The 25,076-nt window shown below is 40.9% G+C and carries 25 protein-coding genes and 1 pseudogene; 5 read left to right on the forward strand and 21 right to left on the reverse strand.

All coding sequences use genetic code 11. The annotated features are described in order from the left end of the window. Window positions 1–86: 86 nt before the first annotated feature. Window positions 87–1,322, reverse strand: a complete 1,236-nt coding sequence (locus tag CLHUN_RS10780) for an ATP-grasp domain-containing protein (protein WP_165755725.1) — start codon at window positions 1,320–1,322, stop codon at window positions 87–89. Between the two features lie 496 nt (window positions 1,323–1,818). Between CLHUN_RS10780 and CLHUN_RS10785 the strand changes: the two genes are divergently transcribed. Both CLHUN_RS10785 and CLHUN_RS10790 read left to right on the forward strand, forming a co-directional pair. Further along, window positions 1,819–2,547, forward strand: coding sequence for an SDR family NAD(P)-dependent oxidoreductase (locus CLHUN_RS10785; RefSeq protein ID WP_080064602.1), 729 nt, complete (start codon window positions 1,819–1,821; stop codon window positions 2,545–2,547). Next, complete coding sequence (locus CLHUN_RS10790) at window positions 2,522–2,950, forward strand: putative zinc-binding protein (RefSeq protein ID WP_080064603.1); 429 nt, start codon at window positions 2,522–2,524, stop codon at window positions 2,948–2,950. The genes CLHUN_RS10785 and CLHUN_RS10790 overlap by 26 nt, the downstream gene beginning before the upstream one ends. 476 nt (window positions 2,951–3,426) lie before the next feature. On the opposite strand, the gene arsL is transcribed toward CLHUN_RS10790, so the two are convergent. The 11 genes and pseudogenes from arsL to CLHUN_RS10845 all read right to left on the reverse strand — a co-directional run bounded on the left by arsL (window position 3,427) and on the right by CLHUN_RS10845 (window position 15,092). Next, window positions 3,427–4,704: an arsinothricin biosynthesis radical SAM protein ArsL gene (gene arsL, locus CLHUN_RS10800; protein WP_080064605.1), complete on the reverse strand. Its 1,278-nt coding sequence runs from the start codon at window positions 4,702–4,704 to the stop codon at window positions 3,427–3,429. A gap of 149 nt (window positions 4,705–4,853) precedes the next feature. Further along, window positions 4,854–5,537, reverse strand: coding sequence for an amino acid ABC transporter permease (locus tag CLHUN_RS10805; RefSeq protein WP_080064606.1), 684 nt, complete (start codon window positions 5,535–5,537; stop codon window positions 4,854–4,856). Then, window positions 5,527–6,276: an amino acid ABC transporter permease gene (locus tag CLHUN_RS10810; RefSeq protein ID WP_165755726.1), complete on the reverse strand. Its 750-nt coding sequence runs from the start codon at window positions 6,274–6,276 to the stop codon at window positions 5,527–5,529. Before CLHUN_RS10810 ends, CLHUN_RS10805 begins: the two co-directional genes overlap by 11 nt. A gap of 2 nt (window positions 6,277–6,278) precedes the next feature. Beyond that, entirely contained in the window at window positions 6,279–7,058 is a 780-nt protein-coding gene (locus CLHUN_RS22530) for a transporter substrate-binding domain-containing protein (protein ID WP_340148333.1), read from the reverse strand. Further along, window positions 7,038–7,763: pseudogene (locus tag CLHUN_RS22535) on the reverse strand (amino acid ABC transporter ATP-binding protein); the annotation flags it as partial. The gene CLHUN_RS22530 and the pseudogene CLHUN_RS22535, both read right to left, overlap by 21 nt. Window positions 7,764–7,773: 10 nt before the next feature. Further along, window positions 7,774–10,920 carry a molybdopterin-dependent oxidoreductase gene (locus tag CLHUN_RS10820; protein ID WP_165755727.1) on the reverse strand — a complete coding sequence of 1,049 codons (3,147 nt, stop codon included), beginning with the start codon at window positions 10,918–10,920 and terminating at the stop codon, window positions 7,774–7,776. Between the two features lie 283 nt (window positions 10,921–11,203). Then, window positions 11,204–12,076: an ABC transporter substrate-binding protein gene (locus CLHUN_RS10825; RefSeq protein ID WP_080064610.1), complete on the reverse strand. Its 873-nt coding sequence runs from the start codon at window positions 12,074–12,076 to the stop codon at window positions 11,204–11,206. Window positions 12,077–12,253: 177 nt separating this feature from the next. Further along, window positions 12,254–12,784 (reverse strand): antiterminator LoaP, encoded by a 531-nt coding sequence (gene loaP, locus CLHUN_RS10830; protein WP_080064611.1) that lies wholly within the window; start codon window positions 12,782–12,784, stop codon window positions 12,254–12,256. 880 nt (window positions 12,785–13,664) lie between these two features. After that, window positions 13,665–13,895 (reverse strand): Fic family protein, encoded by a 231-nt coding sequence (locus tag CLHUN_RS22895; RefSeq protein ID WP_422785056.1) that lies wholly within the window; start codon window positions 13,893–13,895, stop codon window positions 13,665–13,667. A 157-nt stretch (window positions 13,896–14,052) separates the two neighbouring features. Next, window positions 14,053–14,421 (reverse strand): VOC family protein, encoded by a 369-nt coding sequence (locus CLHUN_RS10840; RefSeq protein ID WP_080064613.1) that lies wholly within the window; start codon window positions 14,419–14,421, stop codon window positions 14,053–14,055. Between the two features lie 266 nt (window positions 14,422–14,687). Further along, window positions 14,688–15,092 carry a GNAT family N-acetyltransferase gene (locus tag CLHUN_RS10845; protein WP_080064614.1) on the reverse strand — a complete coding sequence of 135 codons (405 nt, stop codon included), beginning with the start codon at window positions 15,090–15,092 and terminating at the stop codon, window positions 14,688–14,690. A 313-nt stretch (window positions 15,093–15,405) separates the two neighbouring features. Here CLHUN_RS10845 and CLHUN_RS10855 point away from each other — a divergent pair, with 313 nt between their 5' ends. After that, complete coding sequence (locus CLHUN_RS10855) at window positions 15,406–16,323, forward strand: AraC family transcriptional regulator (RefSeq protein ID WP_080064616.1); 918 nt, start codon at window positions 15,406–15,408, stop codon at window positions 16,321–16,323. A 165-nt stretch (window positions 16,324–16,488) separates the two neighbouring features. On the opposite strand, the gene CLHUN_RS10860 is transcribed toward CLHUN_RS10855, so the two are convergent. Further along, the gene (locus CLHUN_RS10860) at window positions 16,489–17,583 is read right to left on the reverse strand and encodes an aldo/keto reductase (protein WP_080064617.1); all 1,095 of its coding nucleotides are present in this window, start codon (window positions 17,581–17,583) and stop codon (window positions 16,489–16,491) included. Window positions 17,584–17,767: 184 nt separating this feature from the next. Beyond that, the gene (locus CLHUN_RS10865) at window positions 17,768–18,517 is read right to left on the reverse strand and encodes a M48 family metallopeptidase (RefSeq protein WP_165755728.1); all 750 of its coding nucleotides are present in this window, start codon (window positions 18,515–18,517) and stop codon (window positions 17,768–17,770) included. 224 nt (window positions 18,518–18,741) lie between these two features. On the opposite strand from CLHUN_RS10865, the gene CLHUN_RS10870 reads away from it, so the two are divergent. Beyond that, entirely contained in the window at window positions 18,742–19,362 is a 621-nt protein-coding gene (locus CLHUN_RS10870; RefSeq protein ID WP_080064619.1) for a putative ABC transporter permease, read from the forward strand. On the opposite strand, the gene CLHUN_RS10875 is transcribed toward CLHUN_RS10870, so the two are convergent. The 4 genes from CLHUN_RS10875 to CLHUN_RS10890 form a co-directional block, all read right to left on the reverse strand. Then, window positions 19,318–19,968 (reverse strand): GyrI-like domain-containing protein, encoded by a 651-nt coding sequence (locus CLHUN_RS10875; RefSeq protein ID WP_080064620.1) that lies wholly within the window; start codon window positions 19,966–19,968, stop codon window positions 19,318–19,320. The genes CLHUN_RS10870 and CLHUN_RS10875 overlap by 45 nt on opposite strands. Window positions 19,969–20,094: 126 nt before the next feature. Beyond that, window positions 20,095–20,430, reverse strand: coding sequence for an arsenate reductase family protein (locus CLHUN_RS10880; RefSeq protein WP_080064621.1), 336 nt, complete (start codon window positions 20,428–20,430; stop codon window positions 20,095–20,097). Next, window positions 20,427–20,936, reverse strand: coding sequence for a GNAT family N-acetyltransferase (locus CLHUN_RS10885; RefSeq protein WP_080064622.1), 510 nt, complete (start codon window positions 20,934–20,936; stop codon window positions 20,427–20,429). The genes CLHUN_RS10880 and CLHUN_RS10885 overlap by 4 nt, the downstream gene beginning before the upstream one ends. Window positions 20,937–21,200: 264 nt before the next feature. Then, window positions 21,201–21,842: a PilZ domain-containing protein gene (locus CLHUN_RS10890; protein ID WP_080064623.1), complete on the reverse strand. Its 642-nt coding sequence runs from the start codon at window positions 21,840–21,842 to the stop codon at window positions 21,201–21,203. Window positions 21,843–22,135: 293 nt separating this feature from the next. Here CLHUN_RS10890 and CLHUN_RS10895 point away from each other — a divergent pair, with 293 nt between their 5' ends. Next, window positions 22,136–22,870 (forward strand): DUF8091 domain-containing protein, encoded by a 735-nt coding sequence (locus CLHUN_RS10895; protein ID WP_242656496.1) that lies wholly within the window; start codon window positions 22,136–22,138, stop codon window positions 22,868–22,870. Between the two features lie 27 nt (window positions 22,871–22,897). On the opposite strand, the gene CLHUN_RS10900 is transcribed toward CLHUN_RS10895, so the two are convergent. From CLHUN_RS10900 to CLHUN_RS10910, 3 genes are all read right to left on the reverse strand, one after another. Further along, a complete protein-coding gene (locus CLHUN_RS10900; protein ID WP_080064625.1) occupies window positions 22,898–23,359 on the reverse strand; it encodes a hypothetical protein in 462 nt (153 codons plus the stop codon). A gap of 101 nt (window positions 23,360–23,460) precedes the next feature. Continuing rightward, window positions 23,461–24,255 carry an ABC transporter permease subunit gene (locus CLHUN_RS10905; RefSeq protein ID WP_080064626.1) on the reverse strand — a complete coding sequence of 265 codons (795 nt, stop codon included), beginning with the start codon at window positions 24,253–24,255 and terminating at the stop codon, window positions 23,461–23,463. A gap of 22 nt (window positions 24,256–24,277) precedes the next feature. Continuing rightward, window positions 24,278–25,072, reverse strand: a complete 795-nt coding sequence (locus CLHUN_RS10910; protein WP_080064627.1) for an ABC transporter permease subunit — start codon at window positions 25,070–25,072, stop codon at window positions 24,278–24,280. Between the last annotated feature and the right edge of the window lie 4 nt (window positions 25,073–25,076).

Below are 25,076 nucleotides of genomic sequence, written 5' to 3' on the forward strand. Positions count from 1 at the left end.
TTATTAAATTTAGCTATAAATACCGTATGCCTCTTAAGATGATACCTTAACCAATTTTGGAGTATAAAAGACAGAAACACAATGAACTAATCTTGGATAACTGTTATATTAATTTTATTTAATATATCTTCTGCAATATCCTCCGAGTATTTTTCGTTGTTACCCTTTACGATAAAATATCCAAGTCTGTTATAGTTACTTGTCGTTTTAGAAACCCTATCTTCTTCCTCTACATTCATGTTAAAATATACAACATCAGGGTTACTTTGCAATACTTCTATGGTATTTCCTAGTTTTACAACCCCATCACTGTCAGCAATAAAAAATCTGATTGAAGCAGAGCCGGAAGTCTCAACTTCACTGCAAGCATCTTCAATATTTTTTCCTAAGGATATATCTAACGCTATTTTATGAAGATTATATCCCTTAGTCATATTTACAAGCACGGGAATTTTATCCCCTCCTGGTCTGGCATTTACTTCTATAATTTTAGGTCCACCAGGTGTAAGTTTGACTTCAGTGTGAGTTACAGTATAATCAATACCCAACGCAAGCATTGCCTTTTCTACTAAAGAAGTTATCATTTGACTTTCCTCATTTTTTATCCTGGAAGGTACAGTATGCCCCTCTTCTATGGGAAAAAAAGGAGACACAACCTTCTTTGCAGTTATTGCTAACACTTCCGTTTTACCACCAAATGTATATGCCTCCACACTAAACTCTGGTCCAGTCAAAAACTCTTCCAGGATAATATCTTTGTCTAACTTTTGTCCAACAGAATTATTTTCACAGTTTTTTATTGTCTCTATGGCATCTATTACTTCTTTTTTGGTTTGACAGCAATAAACCATATTACTGCCGGCATCATTAGATGGCTTTACAACTACCGGTAAAGGTATCTTGAGCAAAGTTTCTTCTACTTCATCAGATGAGTGTATTATCGAATATTTAACAGTATTAACTCCTTTGCAGGATAGTATCTCTCTTGTTCTTTTTTTATTTCTGCAGTTAGAGGCAGCCTCATAAGAAATACCAAAAGGTATTCCTAATTCTTCCCGAATTCGAGCACCCAATTGAACCCTGTATTCGTTCAAGGTAAACACTGCCACTATATTATATTTATTAGAAAGTTCATGAATTTTTGATATTACACAATCTTCATCGTTTAAATCAATTTTAATTGGTATATCAACCCTCATGACCTCACTTGTAGTAAATTCCGGACTTATTGCTATTACTTTGTAACCTGAATCCTTTACTAAGTCAAATTCTGTACCATCCATTAATTTTATTACCAGTACATACTTTTCGCTACATAACACTATGACCCCTCCATAGAATTTATTAGTGTAACTCATATAATGACTTGACCATACTTACTCTTTCAATGTACATGCTAACGTACAGTTTCATGGAAACAATTCATTCTGTCAATACAAAAGATATGAATCATATAGCACTTTACTATAATCCCGTTCTTCCATATATATAGCTTAATTTACAATTATAGCCTCTCCCTTTCTAAACTATTTTAATATACAATAGTTGCATAGTCAATATAATTTGCAAATATATAAGTTTGCAATATTAATAGTTGTTATTTCTAAATATTACATGATACAATTATTTCAGAAGGTAAACGCCAATGAAATATACAAATGATACAATGGCTCAATGCCATGCAGAAGATATGTAAATATTTCACTGACTGACAGCGGACATAGTTTCAAATACTCCTTGATGCAATTAATCGAAACGAGGGTTGTATATAAGGAAAATTTACTGGTATGAACGTACCCATGAGAGGAGAGTAGATTAATGAACCTTGATAATAAAGTTATTGTTGTTTCCGGCAGCAGCTCAGGCATTGGAAAAAGCACTGCAGAGTTGCTATTGGAGAATTATGCCAATGTTATTGGTTTAGATTCAACCGAAAGTTCTATAAATAATGAGAGATATCAACACTATTGTATAGATATAAGAAATGAACAGAACATATTGACTATCGTTGATGAGATTGAAAACACCTTCGAAAAGATTGATGGCCTGGCTAATTGCGCAGGAATATATTCAAGCTCAAAACCGTTCTTTGAAATAAGCTTTGAAGAGTGGGACAAGGTAATATCTACCAATTTAACAGGCACATTTTTATTATCTAAGTATATAGCAAGGAAAATGATAAAAAACAAAAATGGAAAAATCGTTAATATCAGTTGTATCAGATCCAGAATATTCAGATCAGAGATGGCTGATTATAGTGCATCAAAAGGTGGAGTGGTCGCTTTAACCTCCGCAATGGCTTTGGATTTAAAGGACTACAATATCCAAGTAAATTCTGTCGCTCCTGGTTTTACATATACAGGAATGACCAAAGAATCTTTCGACAATCCACAAGAAAAAGAGTTTTCTGAAAGCATTATTCCTGTTGGTAAAATTGCAAACCCAAAAGATATTGCAAACGTAGTCTTGTTCTTGTTCTCGGATTTGTCAAATTATATCAATGGAGAAACAATATTTGTAGATGGTGGATTCAAAATATCAAAATAATTCTAACGTATATGGAGGGATGGTTATGGGCTGCTGCAGTTTGAAAACAGAGGGAAAGAAAAGAATTGTCTATACTTGTTCCGGGTGTTGTGACTTAGGGAAAACAAGCGATTTATTAGGTCGAAAGTTACGAGAAGAGGGTATGGCATTATCCGGTTGTAGTTGCTTGGCTGGAATTGCAGCTGATATTCCAGATCTTATTGAAACTGCTAAGACTGCAGATGAGATCATTTGCATAGACGGATGTGAGCTTTCTTGCGCAACAAGAGTTATTGAAAAAATTAATATCCATCCTAAAACTTACATATTAACCGAATATGGATTAAAAGGCGGAAATTTTGATGTCTCTGAAAAAATTATTGATGAATTATATTCAAAGATTTTTATGGAATTAAAAGGATAACTTTTATATTTAACTCAGTAACATTGCATTAAAAATATAGGAAATATTTACGGTAGAAAAATAAACCTCCTATATCATGCAATGATACTGAGTTTTCACAAACATATCTAAGAAATTAATTTTACTGCTTACTGACAGCAACATCCAGAATCAGATGAAGAAGATTTGCTGCAACAGTTCCCTTTATCACCCTCCTCTTTTAGACCCTCTGATAATTTGGTACAATCTGAGCTATCTTCCTCTAATTTAGCCGGATTAAGTTCAGACCCATACTTTGCAATTACTCTTAGCACAGTATTTCTCAGTACAGAAGCATTTGTGACTCCCATAAATAACCCCCTCAATCTTATTTTCTATTTTATAGAAACTCTATTAATTTTAATCACTGTTGCCCCGCGACAACGTATTGAAAGTCCGTGTAACAAAATCCACTGCTTAACAATATCATTCAGTAATGAATTTTTCATTACTAATAATTAACACTTTAAGCAGCATCTTTTAAATACACCTTCTTCAGGTGGAGTAGCGAGTTGCGAAAACACTTCATCAACCCGGAAATCCGGATGCTTCCATTCATAATTAAATTCATTTTCTACTAATTCCAGAGCTTTAATCGAAGGGGTAGATAATAATGGAGATCCTTTATATAAATGAAGTCTGGTTTCATATTGAATAGGGTCGATAATGTCATCCAAATTATTATCTTCAACAAACTTACTAAATTCAACTAAATCCTCCAGGCTGGTCCATGGGTTAAACATAATAAAAGTCGGGCTTAATTTGATTCCAACCTTGTGTAAAAATTCTACCACCTCTTGAATGGCTTCTACGGTTAATTCCTTCGAAACAGCATCTAATACTTCCTGGGAATGAAATTCGAGAGATGAAACAATAAACTTTACACCAAGTTGAGCCATTTCCATAACAGTTTCTTTATTTTCAAGAATATGGTCTACTCTTGCTGTAAAGTCGTATGTTAATTGTGGAAATTCAGAATGCAACTTTCTAATAATATTAATTCCGTGATATTTCGTATTGAAAAAGTCTGCGTCCATAAAAGTCAGATGAGTCATTCCCGATACAACCATGTTACGAACGTCTTCTATAACAACTGCTTCTGGAATTACAAGAACTTTTCCATTATACGCCCCATAAACAGAACAATATTGACACTTATGGTGACAGCCCCGCGCAATCTCAGTTCCACCTACTACCTGTTCCTTACCGAGTAACTTATTTATCTGAGCCTGAGGATATTTACTCAGCGGTGGAAGTAGATGTCGAGATGGCACGTCAAAGTGATCATTACACATTAAAGGCTCAATTGAGTTTCCATTTGAAATTGAAGTAGAATTAACGATACCCTTTAAGTCCGATTTTTTACTCCCTGATAAATGGTATGCCAATTCAGTTAATGTTCTTTCCCATTCACCAACAATACAGGTATCTCCATATTTATCAACAAGTCTAGTCGCGTTTAGTGTAGCATATTGCCCGAAAAAGGTAATATGAGCCTTTGAATTTATCTTTCGCACTTTTTTTGCGACATCAACTCCAAGTCTAAGCGCATCAAATAAAGGAACAGATATTGCTATCAAATCTGGCTCTAAAAAAAGGGTTTCAATCATACCATCAATATAAGTGTCTATCACACTTACATCAAACTTAGCTCTTTCCAGAGCAGTAAGAGCAGTAGCGACTGTTAAAGGTTGAAAACCACCTTCAAAAGTTGAAACTAATAAAATTTTAAACATTTCTATGCCCCCTATCTCAATAAACTATTTATATGTTACCTGAAAATATTGTATATTGCAACAGTTTCATGGATACCTCAGCTCTGACGAGTAAAAATATCTGTACGCATACTTGCACAGTTCAAAAACGTTTTTTTATTCTCCCATTATCATTTAAACCATTTTAACTGCTTTGCTTCCCATCTCTTGGCAAAAAATGAAAGGATAAAACAGAAAATGAAATACAGGATAGCCACCAGGATATATGAAAATATAAGTTTATCCGGCTCCCGCTGACTGAGCATTATGCCTATCTGAGTCAGATCTATAATACCTATGATATATATAACCGAAGTGTCTTTAAAAAGAGATATTAAAAAACCGACAAAGGATGGCAGCATCATCCTCAGCACCTGGGGCAGGATAATATATATCATGCATTGATAATATGATAAGCCTGTGGAGGAAGCAACCTGCCATTGTCCTTTAGAGATGTTCATAAGTCCGCCCCGGAAAATTTCAGCTTGATTTGCAGCAGAATAAAAAGTGAGCGAAAGATAAGCACTCAAAAGGATTGGTAACGGTCTGCCTGCAAGAAGAGGGATAAAGAAATAAAACCAGAAGACTATCAGTAACAAAGGCAAGGCGCGGGTGATTTCAATCACACAGGTGACAATCCGGCTGATGACAATATTTTTAGATATCCGGCCTAAGGCTAAAAAAAGACCCAAAATAAACCCTGAGGCCATAGTGATGACAGCAAGGAAAATATTTATGGCAAGACCACCTAAAGGGCCCTTCGGAAAAGGACCTATCAAAAACATTTTTATAAGACTGGGAATATCAGGCAACATCTTTTACCTTCTCTGTTTTATTTATTAATTTTTTATCGGTTAAAAAACTTTTTTCTACTAACAATGCTAAACGGCTAAAGACATAATTGATACTTAAAAAGAAGAGCGTTGCTATGATTGTCGCTTCTATTCCGCGGAATGTGATAGATTCAATCTGCTGCGTAGCCCAGACAATTTCGTGTACCGATAAAGCCAATGCCAAAGAGCTGTTTTTCATATTATGGATAATCCGGGAAACAAGAGGCGGGAAGCAGATGCGTATAGCCTGCGGCCAAATAATATATTTCCATATCTCCCATTGTGAATGGCCCAGGGTATGCGCAGCAGAGACCTGTTCTCTGGAGACGCCTGATATTCCTCCCCGTATGATTTCACCAATATAACCACTGCTGCTGATAGATAAACCGGCAATCGAAGCCCAGTAATTCAGAGACGGATTTGTGTTGAGCATTGTTTTTACGGGTTCGGAAAAAAGTTCCGGAAACACATAGTAAAAGAACAACAACCATATCAGAGTCGGAATGTTCCGGCACAACTCTATATAAAGTGAAGAAATAAAGCGGATCACCCTATGTTTTGATAACTGTCCAAAGGTAAGCAAGACGCCGAGTACAACGGCAATCAAAGAGGAGAGGAGCATCAGACTTAATGAAATCTGAAATCCCTGCAATATCCATTCCAGATATTGCCCGCTTAAAATTTTCTGCCAATCAAATTCGTAATTGATAATTGACCCCATAATCAATTCGACCATCTTTCGAATGGTTTCAAAAATTTCTTGTTCTGTACCTTAAACCATTTGTAAAAAATGTTTTCATATTCTCCGGAATCGTAGATATCAAGCAGGATATTGTTTATTTCATTTAACCACTCGGAATCATTTTCCGAAACACCGACACAAAAATACGAGTAACAACAGACTTCCGGATGATATTGAAAATTGGCCTTCTCTGCTTCGTTATTTATAAAATGATTTATAATAATCTCATCACTTGCATATCCGGCAACAAGTCTTTGCTTCATCGCATTATACGCCTGCGCATCTGACGAATACGCAATAAAATTCGGTTTGGCCCAATTATGTTCTGCAAAGCAATTTTCTATTTCGATTGCCGTACTTGTGTCGATGGTGTAAGCAATATCTTTGCCTGCCAGTTCGCTTATTGGTCCTATATTCTCTTTATGCATGAGGATTTTTTTACAGTCCTGAAGATAAGAGACGCTGAAGTCAATCAGATTATCGCGAGATTTGGTATGGTTCAATTTGGCTATACAGGCATCGATTTTATTACTAAGGATATACTCAATCCGTTCCTTGTTTTTTACCGGCTGAAGATTTAGGGAGACATTCAAACGTTTCGCGATACTGTAAGCCAGGTCGACATCGAAGCCGATCATCTTTTGCCCATTCTCGCTGAAACACATAGGCGGAGCGTTATCTACTATACCTATATTGATAGTGTTAGACTTTTTGACAGAGTGTAAGCTCGATTTTTGGCTGAAGATTTTCTTCATAAACATTTTAGTGCGTTCCTTTTTAGGACGGATGATAATATCATGCGGTTTATCAATTTCAATAATCTCACCCTTATCGAGGAAAGCGACGCGGCTGGCTACGCGGCGGGCGAATCCCAATTCATGCGTAACGATAACCATAGTCATCCCATCCACAGAGAGCCGGACAATAGTATCAAGTACTTCATTAATTAATTCCGGGTCCAGCGCGGAGGTCGGTTCGTCAAACAGCATTACTTTCGGCTGCATAGCCAGGCTGCGGGCGATAGCTACACGCTGCTGTTCGCCTCCCGACAACTGGGCCGGATAAGAATGACTTTTATGATCGAGACCGACTTTGTGCAAGATTGGAATGGCTATCTCCAAGGCTTCCTCCCTGGTCTTTTTTTTCACCTTCCTTAAGGCAAGCGTCACATTTTCAAGGGCAGTCATATGCGGGTAAAGATTGAATTGCTGAAAGACCATGCCCACCTCTGCCCGCTTTTTTCTGCTGAGCGCTTTACAATTTCTGCAGTTATAAATTTCATTATTAATGGACACCTCGCCGGCCTGAACGCTCTCCAGCCCGTTGATTGTCTTTAACAAGGTGCTTTTGCCCGAACCACTTGGACCCAGGATAACCAATACTTCTCCGTTATGTATTTCCAGATTGATATCCTTCAAAACCTGGACATCGTTGTACCATTTGCTGACATTCATAATTTTTATAATCGGGTTATTTTTATCCATCATTCATTCTTCCTCTCTTCGCCTCTTTCTCAATTTTAACCATTATATCTCCAAAGGCCGGCATGCCGGTGACCTGGTTGATGGAATTTGAGTCATACAGCATATTGATATTGGGTGTAAATGAGACTGCCCTCGAAAAAAGACCGATCCCGGTTGCTTTCCTCCCACCTGAACCAAAGGTTGTTTTTATGACTCCGGATTTTATCCCTGAAGAAAGAAATGCTTTTCCCTTAAGGTATTTGCCATTTGCATTTTCAAGGCGAATCATCTCACCCGTATAAATTCCCAGCTTTTTTCCATCCATTTCATTGATTAAAAAAACCGGGATGGCGATTGTATTCACTTCAAATTCGTCCTTATCTGTGTTTTGTGTATGCGAGGGAAAAGCAAATGCATCATTCAGCTTTTTATTTGCTTCTGTTTCGAGGTCGGAGAGAGAGATGCAAACCTGCGACATGGTGCCGGTCTGATGTGTTCTTCCGGTGATAAGATGGAACGGATATTCTTGTTGCAGACTCTCTGCAAATTGACTGTTGTTTTCTTTCCATAAAAAGGCTGTCGGATAGCAGCAATCCATTTCTTTCTTTAGTCCGGCCATGTAATGAAAATCGAATTCAAATTTTCCCGAATCGGTCAAAGGCAAATATCCGGAGGGTTTTACCTCTTTGTTGCGGCGGTATCTGTAATAGCTGGCAGGCCAGGCCGCCAGGCCGCCGCTTTTCCTTAGCCACTCCACTGTCAGTGCTTCACCCTGCCGTATAAGTTCTCCGTTAAAATAAACATTCGGGTTGTCTGGTGTTCCTTCGATTAAGGCGCCTTCCGGATATTGGGGGTAAGGGAGCGGTCGTCCGATATTCCTTAACCCGGGACATCCGCGAAGCTGTGCGTTTAGTAAATCCTCTTCCGTCCGGTAACAGGTAAAACTGCTTTCATTTATATCTTTATCTCCGGCCGCGGCCAGTGCTCCGGCCAGCTTCTGCATAATCCAAAACGGTGTCTTGGACTCATGCTGCGGTGCAATTACACGCTCTCGCAATGCGATTTCCGGATTGATGGTATATTGATCACTTAATCCCATCTTCTCAAGATAACTGCACTCAGGCAAAATAAAGTCGGCATATTTACCTGTCTCGTTGATATGGGTATCGATGTGAACAATGATATCCAGCAGGTACTCCCCATCTTGGGCAGTCGTCAAAGCCTTTATCCACTCCTCGGTGTTTCCCCCGGTATACACAGGATTGCCTGTACGGTTGATAAACGCTTTTATTGGGTAAGTGTGACCGTTGAACGGCCCTCTTTTCAAGGCAACGCCGTCAAGAATATTGCGAGGAATAGTACTTAATACGCCTTTCCAGGCAAAGGGATAATCACCATATAAATCCTTATGCAACTGCTGATAAGTACCCTGTCGAACCTCCCCGGCTACGGCTCGAGTTATCTTGCGATCACCATTTATTTTCCGGCTTATCAGGTCGAGCGCAGGCTTAACCGACCCGGTAAAAACCAGCCCGCCGGGTACATCTATGTTTCCGGTAATCGCGCATAACACGTTCGCCAGGGTGGAGGTGAGGTCGCCTGCCAGATGATGAGCGCCCCCATGCATACCGATTTCTATAGCTGCCGGTTTGGTAATTCCCATTAAATGCGCGAGGCGTTTGATTTCATCCGGAGCTATCCCTGTTTTATCCGATCCCCACTCCGGCGAGAAATACAAGAGTCCGTTTGTTTCATCCCGCTGTCCGGCCTGAGTGAGAAAGTCCTGCTTAAAATTTTCCCAGCCTTCTGTATAGTTTTCTATAAAATGATGATCGATAAAAGATGCCTGTTTGTTCCCCGGCTCATCATGAGTGAGGATATAACAGAGCAGACAGGCTAATAATTCCGCATCTGTGCCCGGCACGATGGGTAGCCAGAGATTGGCTTTTGCTGCCGAATTGGTAAAGGCGGGATCTATGACCACATAATACATTTGATTGGTCAACTGTGCTGCCGGAATACCACGGGACATGTAATTGAAACGTGTAGCTACAAGTGGATTGGCTCCTACATTAATTAGAAGCTTTATGTCATGCTCTGTTTTAAAATATAATGTATTGTCATGGTTATTGATCAGAAGCGGGCGCTGAATGTCCGGTAAAGGTCTTTCATCTCCCATAAGTAACTTGGAGCCCCATCGGCGGTTCGTGTCGCAAATGGCACTATGAGTATATGTATGCGGAGTACCGAAGGCATGGAACAACATCATGTAGGGTTCGACATCCGTCAGATCTCCACAATCAAGGATGACAGCTTCTGCGCCATATTTCGTTTTTATGGCGAGAAGCTTCGCGGCAATTTGCTTTAATGCCGATTCCCAGGAAACCTCCTGCCATTTTTCGTTTCCCCGTTCCCCTATTCTTACAAGCGGCGTTTTTATACGTAACGGGGAATAAACGAGTTCGAGTCCGGCCGCTCCCTTTGCGCAGATTGTTCCCTGGTTATTGAGCGATTGTGGATTGCCGTATATTTTCCGGGCCACTCCCCCTTCGACAAATACGCTTATATTGCACTCCGCGGGACACATAAGATCAACTGTATTAATACATTTTTGCGTGAAAATCTGCTTGCCCTGCTTTAAATGCAAGCCGGCTGAATCAGTGAATTGAAAATCGTATAAAGAAAGATCCGCCTTGGTTAACGACGCATATCGGTTGCCGCCTCTTTGCAGAAAAAAAACTTTTGGTAAACTCGAAGCAAGTGTTTTCTGTACATACAAAGAATTTTGATAAGCTTGCAGGACCTGTATTATCCCGCTTTCTCCATGATTCAGTTCCCCGAAGTGCAATGCCTTCGCCATGCAGCCAAGAACACATGCGGGTTGTAACCCCTGTTGCAATCTTTCGAAACAAAAATCACACTTACATAATAAACCGGCTTCATTCTTATATCCGATGGATCCAGCGCATACTTCCAGGCAGGCAAGGCAATGATTACACGCTTCGGCATCATATCTGATAATCCCCTGTTCCGTAGAATAAAGCGCATTGCTGCCGCAATACTCCTCACAGGTTGGTTTTTCGCAATGGCTGCATAAGACCGGAAGGAAGAGTCGCGTTAAAGCCGGATAAGTGCCGGCATCCTGTATATGCACTTTCATTCGGTCTGCCCCACGCGGAAGATTGTGTTCCTTCCGGCAGCTCACCTGACATGCATAACAGCCTATACATTTATCGAGGTCTATGATCATTCCGTATTTAGCAGCAGAGTTTTTCATCCCAGTAATACCTCAAACCTGTCCATACTATATATTTTGTTTTACTATTTATGAAGAATGATTTTATCTGAAAACATGTAAAGCACATCCGCTTAAAAACTTGCGGATGTGCGTCCTTCAATTTCACGCGTCAAGGATGCGGATGGATATCTTGAATAAGTCCGGATTAATCAGGCCAGACATAAAGCTGATTTTCACCAAATGCTTCTTTCGGTAAAACAGGTTTGGCAGAAGGCTGTAAAGGGAACTTGCCATCCGGTCCGAACCATTTATCGTAAATCTTATCATAAGTACCGTCACGCATCAAATCCTGCAGGATAAAACTGATTTTGTCTCTCCATTTACTGTCATTCGGAGGGACACCGATGCTGTACAATCCAGGACTGTAGACGCCTCCGATTGGCTCATATTCAACACCTTCTTTGCCGGCTACACCTGCAATAATAACACTGTCCTGGGTAAAAGCATCGACCTTACCCTGTTTGAGTGCCAGAAAGCATTCGGCACTGGACTGGAAGGTCTGAATATCCGGTTTTGCGCCATTCACCTTTTCGATCTCCTGCTGGATAGCGATATAGGCATTTGAACCTTGATCTACGGCAATCTTTTTACCGGCTAAATCAGTGAGATTTTTGAACTTTCCCTTTTTCGCATAGGCGATCTTGCCGGTCCATAAATAAGCTGGTTCCACATAATCGATCTGTTCATCACGACTTCTGGTATGACTCAGATTAGAAGCAACCATATCAACAGTGCCGTTAGCCAGGTCTGAGATCCTTGTCTTGTTATTTACGACAACTCTTTTGAGTTTCACGCCCAGGCGTTCGGCAATCGCGTCCGAAAGCTCCAGGTCGAACCCGGTCCAGTTCCCGCTCTCATCTATATAGTTCATCGGCGGGGTATTGTTGCCGGAACCGATATTAACAACCCCTCTTTCAAGCACCTTATCAAGAATGCTCTCCTGTTTTACGGTTCCGCAACCAGTTAATAGAATGCTTGCGGTAATCAGACAAAAAATAAAGACTATTCCTTTTCTCATTTTGGTTCTAACTCTCCTTTTCAATATTCTTATTAGATTGGGTATTGTTATCCTACCTGTTTAAATTGTGTGCAAGAGCGATTTTACCACTTGTTTCTTATGCCCCCGTCACAAAGAAAATTTAAGCAGAATTCTTTAATTCATTGTTATGCCTGACTTTTAAATACCTGTTAGTTCCTACTTACTCTTGGATACAATCTCCAAGGCAACACTAACTCGCCTTAATTCGCCAAACCATATAAGTCCGATTTCGGCACGCCTTTTATGCCTGTTAATCTTTTTTATTACACTCTCCCTGCCCTGCAACGGTCCAGAAGTAACCACCACCTTATCCCCTACTATAAATCCCTTCGAATTTTCTACAATATATTCGTCATTACAAAAGCCCAATAAAAATTTCTTCTCATCTTCACTTAACTTCACATATTTTCTATTTCCATCTCCAAGTAAATAGAAAATACACTTAGAAAACCTTGCATACTTACATGCAAAGTCTATAAAAATTCTTTCTTCTAAAATTGAATCTGTGAAAACATAACCGGGAAACATTGGCCTTAGCTCTTTGCGAATAGATTGTGAATTCCTGATCACTATCTCAACTTGGGGAACAAATGCCACTGACTCTTCTTTATCAAACAACTTATTTAAAAATTCACAGGCTTTATGTTCTTCTCCTGTTTGCACATGAAATACAAACCAATTGCTCATCTCAAAAAATTCTCCTTCTTAAGATACAGCTTCGCCCTTTCATTTATTTCATACAATAAACTACAAAGCCTTTACTGTATTATCCTTAACGCCAGCTAACGAGCACCGCTACGATTATTGTACGATAAGTGCTTTTAAGAAGCTTAATCCATTACCCATAACGATACATCTGTTTGGTAATTATTTCTTTTTATAGAGTAGCAGAAAATGTTGTATAATGCAACAGTTGCTTGGATATTTTTATCTTTTTTTTAAATGTCTGTAACCCTTATGCGGCATAATTTTCAAGTACTTTTATTTTTGTTTTAGCATTTATTCATTCATTTTGTAATTATATGGCTTTATATGGAATAATATGGAAAACCCCGTCAAATATAGATTGTTACAAAGTATGCACACCCTTTCCATATAGCCCCAGTCTCGTGCTTAGGGTTTATCTTCAGACAACCCAGGACAAGATTGTCTCCCGTATAGAGATACTTGCCCTTGATGTCCTTGAAATTGACAAACTCATTAGCTTTCTGCCTGCCTTCCTACAGCAGCAGCCTCCTTTGTCTTTTGATTTGAAAATCGGATAAAAAGAAATGCGCCGCCTCCAGGGGCAGCGCAGATAATAAGCATGATAACAGATAAAATCAAGTGTCTCTTACCTCCTCCGACTTTTTCCGGATTTCATCAATCTCCTTAATAATAAAATCAATCCGATAACAACCGCTCCAATTGCCAGCGTTGGAACTACTATATAAACGAACAAAATAAAAAATCCGGTCTCTCTATTCCATTCCAAACTTCTTCACTCTCCCGTCTGAATTTTCATGGATTAATGCGGAAACATCTGCAGGAATTTCTCTATACCTATCTGCTGCATTTGCAACAGCACTTATACCAATTCCCTTATGAATTCACGCTGACTGCGTCCATTACCTTTACGAAAAGGATGTAATGCATTTATTTCCGAAAAGTAGTACGCCAGCTTCTTGGAAAACTTTCCTGCTTCAAGATTTCTTAAATAATTATCTTTCTTCAATTTTGCAAATATATCTTCTGCCTGTTCTGCAATAAATTGAACTTTGCAAAACATATTTTCTTTTGCAATATCAACGGTGCGAATTTTTCCCGCTCAATCGTAAATATCTTGAAATATATACTTATAAATGCTCTGTAAATGCATCAAATCAAACATTCCTTTTATTGGCTTATCTATCAAGTCTGATATGCGCAGCATAGTCAGCTATACTTATAGCAATACATAATTCTTAAAAAATTCATCACTTATCCAAATCCCAAGTTATTCCGTTCTTGTCAATTACTACTGCATGCAATGTCCCCCAAAAGGATTCACCCAGTTCTATTTCCACATCACCATCATTCTTCAAGGCATCATATATTTTCTGTATCTCATCTTCCGTTGCAAGCTTCAAAAATATATGGATATTCGGATTGGGTGGTGCTTCTTCCAATTTATCACCAAAATACAATACACAATTTTCATTGATACGCAGTTCGGCATGCATTATCTTTTCTGCTTCATCGAACCTCGGAACTATGTTTTTTATCTCACCGCCGAAAATCTTTCTATAGTATTCAAGATTCTCTTTGCAGTTGTCAATAAATAGGTTTGGTATAATAGTTTTCATACTTTTCTCCCTTCTGTGACACAGCCGGATTGGAATTGACTCAATCATACAACCTGTCCAATCTGGTTTTATGTCAGGCACTCAGCAGCAAAGCTGCCTCCAAAACTTTAATATACTGAATTTCCGCAGTTTATATCAAAAGGCATAATCAACAACCTCTGTATCTCTTTTTCATAAACCCGGAAAAACCATTCTATAGCTTTTCCATAATTCTCTTTATTATCAAATTCCCCATAAGAAAAGTATTGTATATTTTGCCCTTTATGCTATCCATCCTGCGCCTTACTCCTGTCCGGAACTTCAAAGACAGAGCCCGCCCGCTGGTATCCCTGTTTCTTATAGTACTCATCCACATCAGACATAACATATACGATCTGCTCCGGATAATCGGCATATATGCACTCCATTAATTTCCTCCCTATGTCCCTGCCTCTATATTCGGGCCTGACCAGCAAATCACAGACATATACATAAAAACCGGAATCCTCCAAGGAACGCGAATACCCGCACATGACACCGTTCTCATATGCAACGTAGGTAATGGAGTTTTCCAGAGCCCTCCTGTATCTTTCGGACATATGAGCCTCCGAATAGGTCCAGCCTTCCTCATTTTCTATCATTTCCATTAATTCAGCTTCATCTTCGGCTTTATTATACAACCTTATTTCCATCAGGCCACCTCCGTACGAATAATTCTATATGCCGGAATGCCTGCGTGTCAAGCTCCCATGAAACACCGGCCATTACGGCTTTCAAAGATTTTCCTGCTTAAGTATGCCTCAAGCTTTTCTATACTTGAAGCAGATTTGATGATAAAATATTTACTGTTATTGACAGCCTTAAGTAAGGTTTCGCAAGTCAGAACCTGCCCAAGGTTCACATTGGCCATTGGCTTGCCTGGGTCTGCCTGTGCAGAAACAGTACGCACAATGTAAAGCAATATGCGCTTCAATCTTATAATATTTATTACAGGAGATGTTAATTATGAACAGCAGCAAGGCTTTTGACGATGTAATACTTTATCTGGAAAAAATCATATCAGACGGCAGTGAAATTGATTATGGCGAAATATCCAAAATTACCATGAGCCCGTCAGCCTTGTTTCAACGCATTTTCATTTTTGTATCGGGAATAAGCATTTACGATTATGTGAGAAAACGCAGGCTCACCTTAGCAGGACATGAGCTTAAAAACAACGGTATTTCTGTTATAGACGCAGCCGTTAAATTCGGATTCCAGTCCCATTCTGCGTTTACGCGGGCCTTTAAGGAACAGCATGGAATTACTCCGTCAGAAGCAAAACTTGAAGCTGCAAGACTAAATGACTATCTCCCTATCAACTTCTCGGAAATGAGATTTATAGGAGGGAAACGTATAATGGCAGAAATGAAAAGGATTATTTACAAAAAAGCGGACGAACGCTTAATGGTGGGCATGCACCGTGAGACCTCTTTTTCAGAGGCAGGCGGTGTGTGGCGGGATTTTTTTCAAAGCGGTGTAATTGAAAAACTCAACCTGCTGTCAAATGTCAAATGCTGCGGTGACATTGATGAAAATGATGGTATCGGCTTTATGCACAATTTTGTTGATAATCAGAACTTCCACATAATCATAGGCGATTTCGTACAGCCCGGCACGGAAATACCTGAAGGGCTGTTTGCCCGGCATGTCCCCCAGGGCTTGACAGCACAGGTTCAGATTGAAGGAAATAATGTTGCGGATATACTTGCATCGGCATATTTACTGATTACCGAAGCTGTTGAAAAAACCGGAGGAGAGATTGACTATGAAAATTTCTATTGGTGCGAAGTGTATACCCATGAACGTTTTAGCGAGCCGCTAAACAGAGGCGAAAAGGTAACCATCGATTATGTAATGCCTGTTAAGGCCAGGAATGAGTGAGACAAATACCTCAAGGTCTAAGCATATCCTATGTGCACATTGAATTTTAAACAAAACATCAAGTGAAAAGGCGGGAGGAACTTTTTAATTCCTCCCGCCATACTATTTCTTCTTTACGGGTTCCAGCAGATGTCATCTATGAAATGCCCCGCCCCTATAACTTGATTATAAGGTGTCCTCCCAGACTCCGATTTCCTTGAGCCTGCTGATTATGGGAAGGTGCTGGGTGCATTTCCCTTCGCAAATGCCGCACTCTATGCATTCCTTTACTCCACTTGGAGGTATGCCCCAGTGCCCATTAAGGTTATTGAGCACCTCCTGCTCATTTTTAAGTATCTTGTTATTATAGGACAGCATATATTTTGATACGGGTATCTTCTTAGGACAGTGCTCGCAATAACGGCAGCCGGTGCACAGCTTATCCATTGAATTGAACAGCATTCCTTCAATTTCCTTAAGCTTCTTCTCTTCAAGCTTTTTGAGATTGTCGCCTATTTTGCAGTTCTGAACCACCTCTTCAACGCTGCTCATGCCCGCCAGGACAGTGGTTATCTCATCATGGGAGGCGTTAAATCTCAGGGCGGCGTCCACAACTGTCCTGTCACCGCTGCTTCTGATGAAATCAAAGTAATCGGCCTTTTGAGGTATCAGACCGCCTCCCAGAGGATTCATCGTGGCAACTCCCAGCCCCTTTTTGTATGCGGCCTGCAAGCCCTTCTGCCTGAATGGAAAGTTCAGGATATTATAGCCCACTGTCATACCTTCAAAGTCAGCTTCGTTTACTATGGTTTCAATCTCATCTCCATTGCAGTGGGTGGAAAAGACTATATGCTCTATAAGACCTTCTTCCTTTGCCCTGAGCGCAGTCTCATATGCGCCGCCCTTCACCATTCTGCTTCTGTAGTCATCCATGCTCAGGATACACCATATATGAAAAAAATTGACCTTTTCAAGATTCATTCTCTTAAGTGATAGTTCAAGCTGTGCTCTGAGCTTCGAGCCGTCCTTCTGGCTGCTCTTGGTTGAGACATAAAAACCCTTTTCCATGCTTTTAAAGGCATGTCCCATTATCAATTCACTGTTGTCCTCGCAATAATTGGGTGCAGTGTCAAAGTAATTGACTCCAAGCTGTCTGGCTTTGATAACTATCTCGGCACACTTGTCATAATCATAGCCGTCACCCTGCTTGGAAAACCTCATCCCGCCAAACCCGATAACCGATATGTCCTTACCGGTTTTACCATACTTTTTGTATTGCATGTTGACCTCCACAAATACTTTAATAATACAATAACTATTGAACAGTAAGCTGCAACAAATACGAAGTTCTCTATATGCAATCTAAAGTATACTGCTTATTCTGTTTTATAACAATGTACATTTTTATCTATTTTTATGACTATTTTAACCACTTTTACAAATCAAGCACCAGCAATCGGAAAAACTACTCCAGTGAAAGTGTATGTCCATTTTCCCTGAGCCATTTCCGCAGGTTTTTATAATTGGGACACAGCTTTTGCACCTGGGCCCAGAAGTCCGCCGAATGGTTTAATTCCTTCATATGGCAAAGCTCATGAATCACCACATAATCCAGTATTTCAAGGGGTGCCATAATAAGCTTCCAGTTAAAATTAAGGTTTCCCCTTGAACTGCAGCTTCCCCAGCGGGTTTTCTGCTCACGGACGGTTATCCTTCCGGGCGACACTCCTGCCTGCGGTGCATATAGCCCGATTCTTTGCTGAAGGACTGTACAAAACTGTTCCACATACCACTTTTTCAAAGCCGCCCGCAAATCCCGCGGGCCGGCGGAGGTGGAGGAATAAACCTCAAGACAGCCTTCTCCCAGCCTTACTGCAGGCTTCGTCAGATGTGGGTCCCCAATCCTTCTCATGCTGTAATTCCTGCCCAGATAAGGGAAGCTCTCTCCTTCCGCATACAGCCGGGGACTATGCAAGGCTGTATTTGCCGCTTTGAGCTTTTCCAATCTGTCCAGTATCCAGGAGCCTTTTTTCAGGAGCACTTCCTCTATATATGCCTCAGATGTCCGCTGTGGCGCAGCCACAGTTATATTTCCTGCCTTGTCCACAGATATTCCGATACTTTTTCTGCCGCTCCGCTTAAGTACATAGCTTAATTCGGTGCCTCCCAGCATGATGCTGCGTGTTTTGCAATTCTGACCGCCTTGTGTTTTCACTGATTCACCCTCATGATAAATAACCCTTAAACTCCAGGTCCGGCTGTCCATGTGCTGCCAGACCAATATTTTGATATTAGCAGAGCAAAAAAACAAAGTCAACCTCCGGCAGTGTCAAGCCTGGGAGTATGGCACTCCGACAGTCAGGCTGAAAATTTTTTAGCATTTTGAATAAATTCTGAATATAAATATAAAAGGTAGTATTTCCGGGGGTAATTTGATAAATGAATCGGGTTGCAAAGCTTAAAAGCCAATTGTCAAATAAATTATTGCCTGTTGAAAAACTTGTTAACCTGTTTATATGCTTCCTGGCCTATTCCTTTTCAGGCTGGCTGGCTGAAACCATATATATGTCCGTTTATCACGGCCATATTGTAAAAAGGGGCTTCCTGATAGGTCCGGTCTGCGCGGTATATGGCATAGGCTCACTTCTGGTTGTCTTGATACTGGGGCACTTTAAAACCCACCCTTTTTTGCTGTTTTTATGCGCTGCTCTGTTAACCTCAATGGTGGAATTATTGGCAGGAATATTTTTAAGCAGGTTTGATATCCGTCTTTGGGATTACAGCGGGGATTTTGGAAATATCATGGGTTTCGTCTGTTTCAGGAACACCATCCTATGGGGTATAATGTCCCTCTTTTTGATATACATGATCCATCCCGTCTTAGGGAGAGTCATCTCCGCAATGCCTGCAAGGCTGAAGGAGGTAGTCTGTTATTCCGCAATGGCCTGCCTGGCCCTGGATATTTGTGTTTCCGTATATTCCAGCCTTCACGGTGTGAACAATCTGGTGCTCCTGTCACAGGTCCTTGCCAGGGGAATTTCTTTTCGCTGGATGCCTTAGTACTGTTCTGAGCTTATCAGGTGCTGTCCTTCTGGGATCTGACAGATATATCTCATGATGCTTCCTTACCAGGCCGGTTTCATCACTTAAGCCGTTCTGCTCCAGGAACCTTTTCATTTCCGCTACAGTCTGAGGCTCAGTGGCATAAGGCCCTTTATGAAGCATCTGAACACAAAGCCCCTCTGTGAAGGTCATCAGCTTTGCCCTGGAAGTATCCAGCTCAGGCTTTTTCTTTTTTAAGGCGGACACCGCCCTTTCAAAAACCTCCGGACTGACAAAATCCGGCTGCCTTATCATGGAGGTCCACAGCCAGTTTTCCCGCCTGTAAAAATCAAACTCTCCGTCTTCATACCACCAAAGCCCTTCCAGAGGAGGCACCACATAATCAAAATACCCCTCCGGCATTTCACCTGTCATTTTGGACATCTTGATGGTAAACGACACCCCGTACAGTATTCCCACCGCCTTCTCATAATCGGGACCGTCGGGGTCACCTGTGCCATTGACACATACAAAATTCATGGAAGGCACCTCCAGAAGCCGGGGAGTCTCCTTTGGCATGTAAAGGTCCTTGTACTCCTTCTTGAAATCAAATTTTTCAGCCATATAATATCATCTCCTTGTCAGACTTTAAACCGGAATTTCATAAAACTGTTTATGCTAATATTATATAGAGCTAAATATGACACATATCTGTCATATTTTAAACAAATTTTCATCCGCAGGAGTTTGCTATTCCCAGTCCTTCCAAATATCCGGCTGGTAACCTACCGTCGCCTTTTTTCCATTTCTCACTATGGGTGCACTGAACAGTCCGGGGTTTTTAAAGAGCACTTCCTCAGCAGCCTTGCCCACCCCCAGATTTTTCATATTCAGCCGCTGGTATTCCTTGCTTTTCTCGTTTATCATGGCTCTTAAGCCCACTGAATTCTTTACGCTTTCAAACTCACCCTTGCTCAGCCCGTATTTATGCAAGTCAACGTACTGGTAGCTGATTTTGCGTTCCTTGAAATACCGTTCCGCCTTTTGAGTATCAAAGCCTTTTACGCCAAAAATCTGAATATTCATCTGAACTTCTCTCCCAAGGCTTTCAAATTATTTCCCGTAACCCTGTAAACCGTCCACTCGTCCATTGGAACAGCCCCCATGCTTTTGTAAAAATTGATTGACGGCTCATTCCAATCCAGAACCCACCATTCCAGCCGTCCGCAGTTTCTTTCCAAGGCCAGCCTTGCCAGGAATGACAGCATGAGTTTTCCCATACCCCTGCCCCTCATCTCGGGTTTTACAAACAAGTCCTCAAGGTAGATTCCGGCCTGCCCCAGAAAGGTTGAAAAATTATGGAAGAATAAAGCAAAACCCACCGGTTCACCATTGTATTCACCAATAATTACTTCCGCCGCCTTCTTTTCGAAAAGAGAATCCTTCAGCAGCTCTTCGGTGGCAACCACCATATCCAGCATTTTCTCATATCTGGCCAGTTCCTTGATAAATTCCAGTATGAGAGCAGTATCACCCTCCTGGGCAAAACGAAGTTTAAACCCATCCAGTTCCGTATCAATAAGCCCGTTCATTTTAAGCTCCATTTCTGCTTCGTGCAAAATGAATTTGCCCAAAACAGAAACAAAAATTTCAATGAAATCTTTTATGGGCTTAAATTCAATTTATCGCACGTGCCATTTATTTTTTAGTGCCTAAAAAATAGGCACTTGTGCATTAGTTTTCCAGAAACCTTCAGTTTCTTTCAAACTAATCACCCTTTCCCGCCTGCGGTTGCTGTGCCCGCCGTAATAAAAAAATATAGCCTGAAAGACTATATTTATATTTTATAACAATATTTAAAATTTGTAATTGGCATTTAACAAATGCCTGTAAATCAATTCCTTCTCCGACTGCACCCAGCCGGCCAGTTGGGCCTCTGTGGAGTACATGGCATTTTTGTCCCTATGCACGATTTGTATTCCGTACTCATTTCTTCCAAAGTTTTTTGATTTTCTCATTACGGTGCCATCATATTTTGAAACATTATTGGCCAGGAAAACACTTATTTCAACTGCGTCATTCACTTCAAAATCTCCGGTGGAATATATGCACATTCCGGAATAGCTAAAGTCCTTTATGCACGCAGGTTCCCTCCTGCTGGAGTCTGCAAGCTTGATCTCCCCCAGAAGGGAAGTGGGGTATCTTTCATATTGCCTCTTTTCCAGTTCTCTTGCTATATTAACCACATTGTTAGAGCATATTATGTACTTGTCCTCTTTCGGGTTGGCACCTACAACACTTCCTCCGTTTACCAGAAGTATTTCACTTTCATCAAGCATTCCGATGAGCACAGGATCTCCCTTAAGCATTTCTGCAACACCATTCTCATTTTCATTGAGCTTCACCGTAAAAATTTTGCTGGTGTCTCCGCTTATGTAAGTACAATTAATCGGCTTGAACTTGTTGTAATGCCGTAATACAAGATGTGTCTTATGCATGTTACCACCTGAATCGTTTATTTTAAATAACGTATCTTGTAAAGCAAAATTTAAAAAGAAAATTTTAAGTAAAGCAGGAAAAAGTATTACCTGAATATAGGTATAAATATAAAATAGTCCTACAATAAAGAATAACATAATATATATGGTGCAACAACCCTGAATAGCATAATTTTGCATGGAAATTTAGTATATTATGCATTTTATGTAAAGATTCTTAAACTTATGTAATGTTGAAAGCAAGATAACATTCATGTAAAATTAACATTAATTCATACTCGATGGGGGCAGCAATGAATATACATAATTTTGAAAAAGCCTGTGAAAAGGTGATGAACTCCCAGCACCGCCGGGAGGGTATCGGAACACTGGGGGAGAAAACCCTCCACGCTGTTTTAAAACATTATTTCGAACCGGATGAGACCTGTCATGAAAAAAGGGTGGGCTCTTTTTATGCGGATATTCTCAACAGTAACGGAATTACAGAAATACAAACCCGGCAGTGGAACAAGCTGCGCCAAAAGCTTAAAGCCTTTCTTCCAGACAATGAAGTAACACTGGTATACCCGGTGGCATATACCAAATATCTGCTGTGGATCAGTGAAGAAACCGGCGAAATCAGCAAAAGAAGGCTGTCTCCCAAAAAAGGCTCTGCCTATGATATTTTCCCCGAATTATACCGGATAAAAAATTTTCTGGAGGATGAAAACCTCCATTTGTGTATAGTTTATGTGGACATTGAAGAATACCGGCTTCTCAACGGCTGGAGCACCGACAAGAAAAAAGGGTCCTGGAGGCACGACAGGATACCGAAGGGCTTGCAAAACATTATTTATATCCGCAATAAAAAAGACTACTCCCTGCTGATACCCGGAACACTTCCCGCACAGTTTACAAGCAGGGATTATTCCAAGGCTGCAGGGCTTAGTCTGTCAAATGCCCAAACTGCTCTGAATGTTCTGAATTACGTGAATGCCGTGGGCCGTGTGGGAAAAAAAGGCAAGCTGTTTATCTATGAAAGAACATAGGAACAGGCGTATCCGCAGCTTTGCTATTTAAATGTGAATATTCTGGGCGCCCAGTTTTTCCAGACTGTCCCTGACAAACGCCTTGTCCCGGGAGTCACATTCAACCATTACTACCGAGCTGCCGGCTTCAACCACCGACTTTATTTCCTGTTCAATGCCTCTGGGTACTCCCCAGTTTATCATAATTGACTTGAAATCATCCCCGATTCCTCCGTTAACAAGGCTGACTATGGGTCTGGCCGGCACCAGAGGACCGGTTCCTGCCATCATATAGCCGTTGATGCCGGAAGAAATACCCATATTTCCTCCTGTAAAACCATAATACGGCACATCCAGGTTTTCCTCAAATTCACTTACCACCTGTCTGTCCCGGAAATCCTCCTGATTCGAGTGTCCCAGCACCTCTATGGCAAAGCCGTGTCTGCCCAGATATCTTGCTGCCTCAATGGCAGGTGCCCTGCTGATAAAATACCCTGTGGCTATTTCCATCTTTATCACTCCTCTTGAAATTGCAGTATGCGCTTTGGAAATAGTATTGGTTTAATGTCTTTTGTATATTCAGCTTTTTAAAAATTCTTACTTGGCGGCGGTTATACCTTTAGATCCCTCTTCCCGTAAAACCTGTAGGTCACCCCTGCCATGACGGCGATGACAGCCAGTGACAAAGCCACTGATAAAGGCTTCAGGCCTCCTTCATATGTCTGACGGACGTCAAAATACTTAAAGGGAGTGATATATTTAAGGAATGCCAGCTTATTGTTCATATCAACCATTACAGAAATTATATAAGTCAAAAGGAGTATGGCAGTGGCAATGGAAGCCGAGCTCCTGGGATTTTTGCCCATAGCTGCTATTCCGCTCCCCGTGAAGAGGAATAAAAGCTGCACAATGAACATTGCCGCCATGAGAACAGCTATGTCTCCATTGATCTGCTCTCCCTTTGCATATTGATTTACTATGGCTATGGACAAGACCAGTGTCACTCCATTGAGAACCAGTACATTTACAAGCGCTGCAGCCAATTTTGCAGTGACAACCGAAAATCTGGATACAGGCTTTACCATGAGAAATTCCGCTGTCCTGTCACGCTCCTCCTTTGCAAGGATATTTGCTCCAAGCATTGCAGCATGTATTGCAGCCATAATGAGCAGATATACAAAAAGCAATCCGTAAAAACCGGTGGCTGTTGTGACATCCAGGTCTCCGAAGCCCAAAACCGCCTTCAAGGACTTGGGCATCTTTCCCAGGATATCATTCATGGACTGCTCCGAGCCCGTATAGGATGTAAACTTGCCCATGCCCGATGCAATCATGAATAGCATGCCCATGCTCCACAGGATAATCGACTTTGCATGGGCCCTCATTTCCCTTTTAAAAATGTTCATAATAAACCTCCTCAAAATATAGCTACACTGCATGTATGTCCTTTTTGACATAGACAAGGTAGCTGACCGCCACGGCCAGAACTACAAAACCTGCTCCCACTGCAAGATAGGGCGCCTCATAGGCACTGTTTCTTATAATGTACCCGTAATCAAAAAACTTAAAGGGCGTAATATATCTTATAGCCTTTTCTCCTATTACCGAGCCGAACATGTTCAAAATAAAAAACCCGAAAACCGTACCCAGTGAAACAGCTATGACCGATCTGAGCTTGCCTGCCATAGCCGCCACCACAACCCCCAACACCATAAAAATCGCCTGGATGAGCAGCAGTGTCAAGGATATCATAAAAATTGCCTTCATGCTGAATTGCCCTTTTACAGAAAGTGCTGCCGTAAAGGTCACACACATATATATGATGTTGGTAATAACAATTGCCGCAAAGGCTGCAGCCAACTTCCAGGTCAGTATGGTCCTCCGGCTGACAGGCTTGGTCAGCAGAAAGTCGGCGGTCTTTTCCCGCAGCTCCTTTGAAATTATGGACAGACCGAGATTCATAGCCTGAATAGCCCCGCACAACACAACATACACAAATACAAAGGAGTAAAAACCCTCAAGTGTGGAAAGGCTTTCCGCATATACACTGAGAAGCTTTTTTGCCATCTCCGGCAGGCTGTTCATCAAATCCTGAAATTCTGCAATATCACTGCCCAGACCTGTAAAGATGAAAATATACATGACAGCAAGGGCGGCCATGGACAAGGACCATATGATTATGGACTTTGCGGAGGACTTCAATTCGTGCAGAAAAATATTCATATGC

Origin of the sequence: Ruminiclostridium hungatei (genome assembly GCF_002051585.1) — a bacterium.
GTDB lineage: Bacteria > Bacillota > Clostridia > Acetivibrionales > DSM-1351 > Ruminiclostridium > Ruminiclostridium hungatei.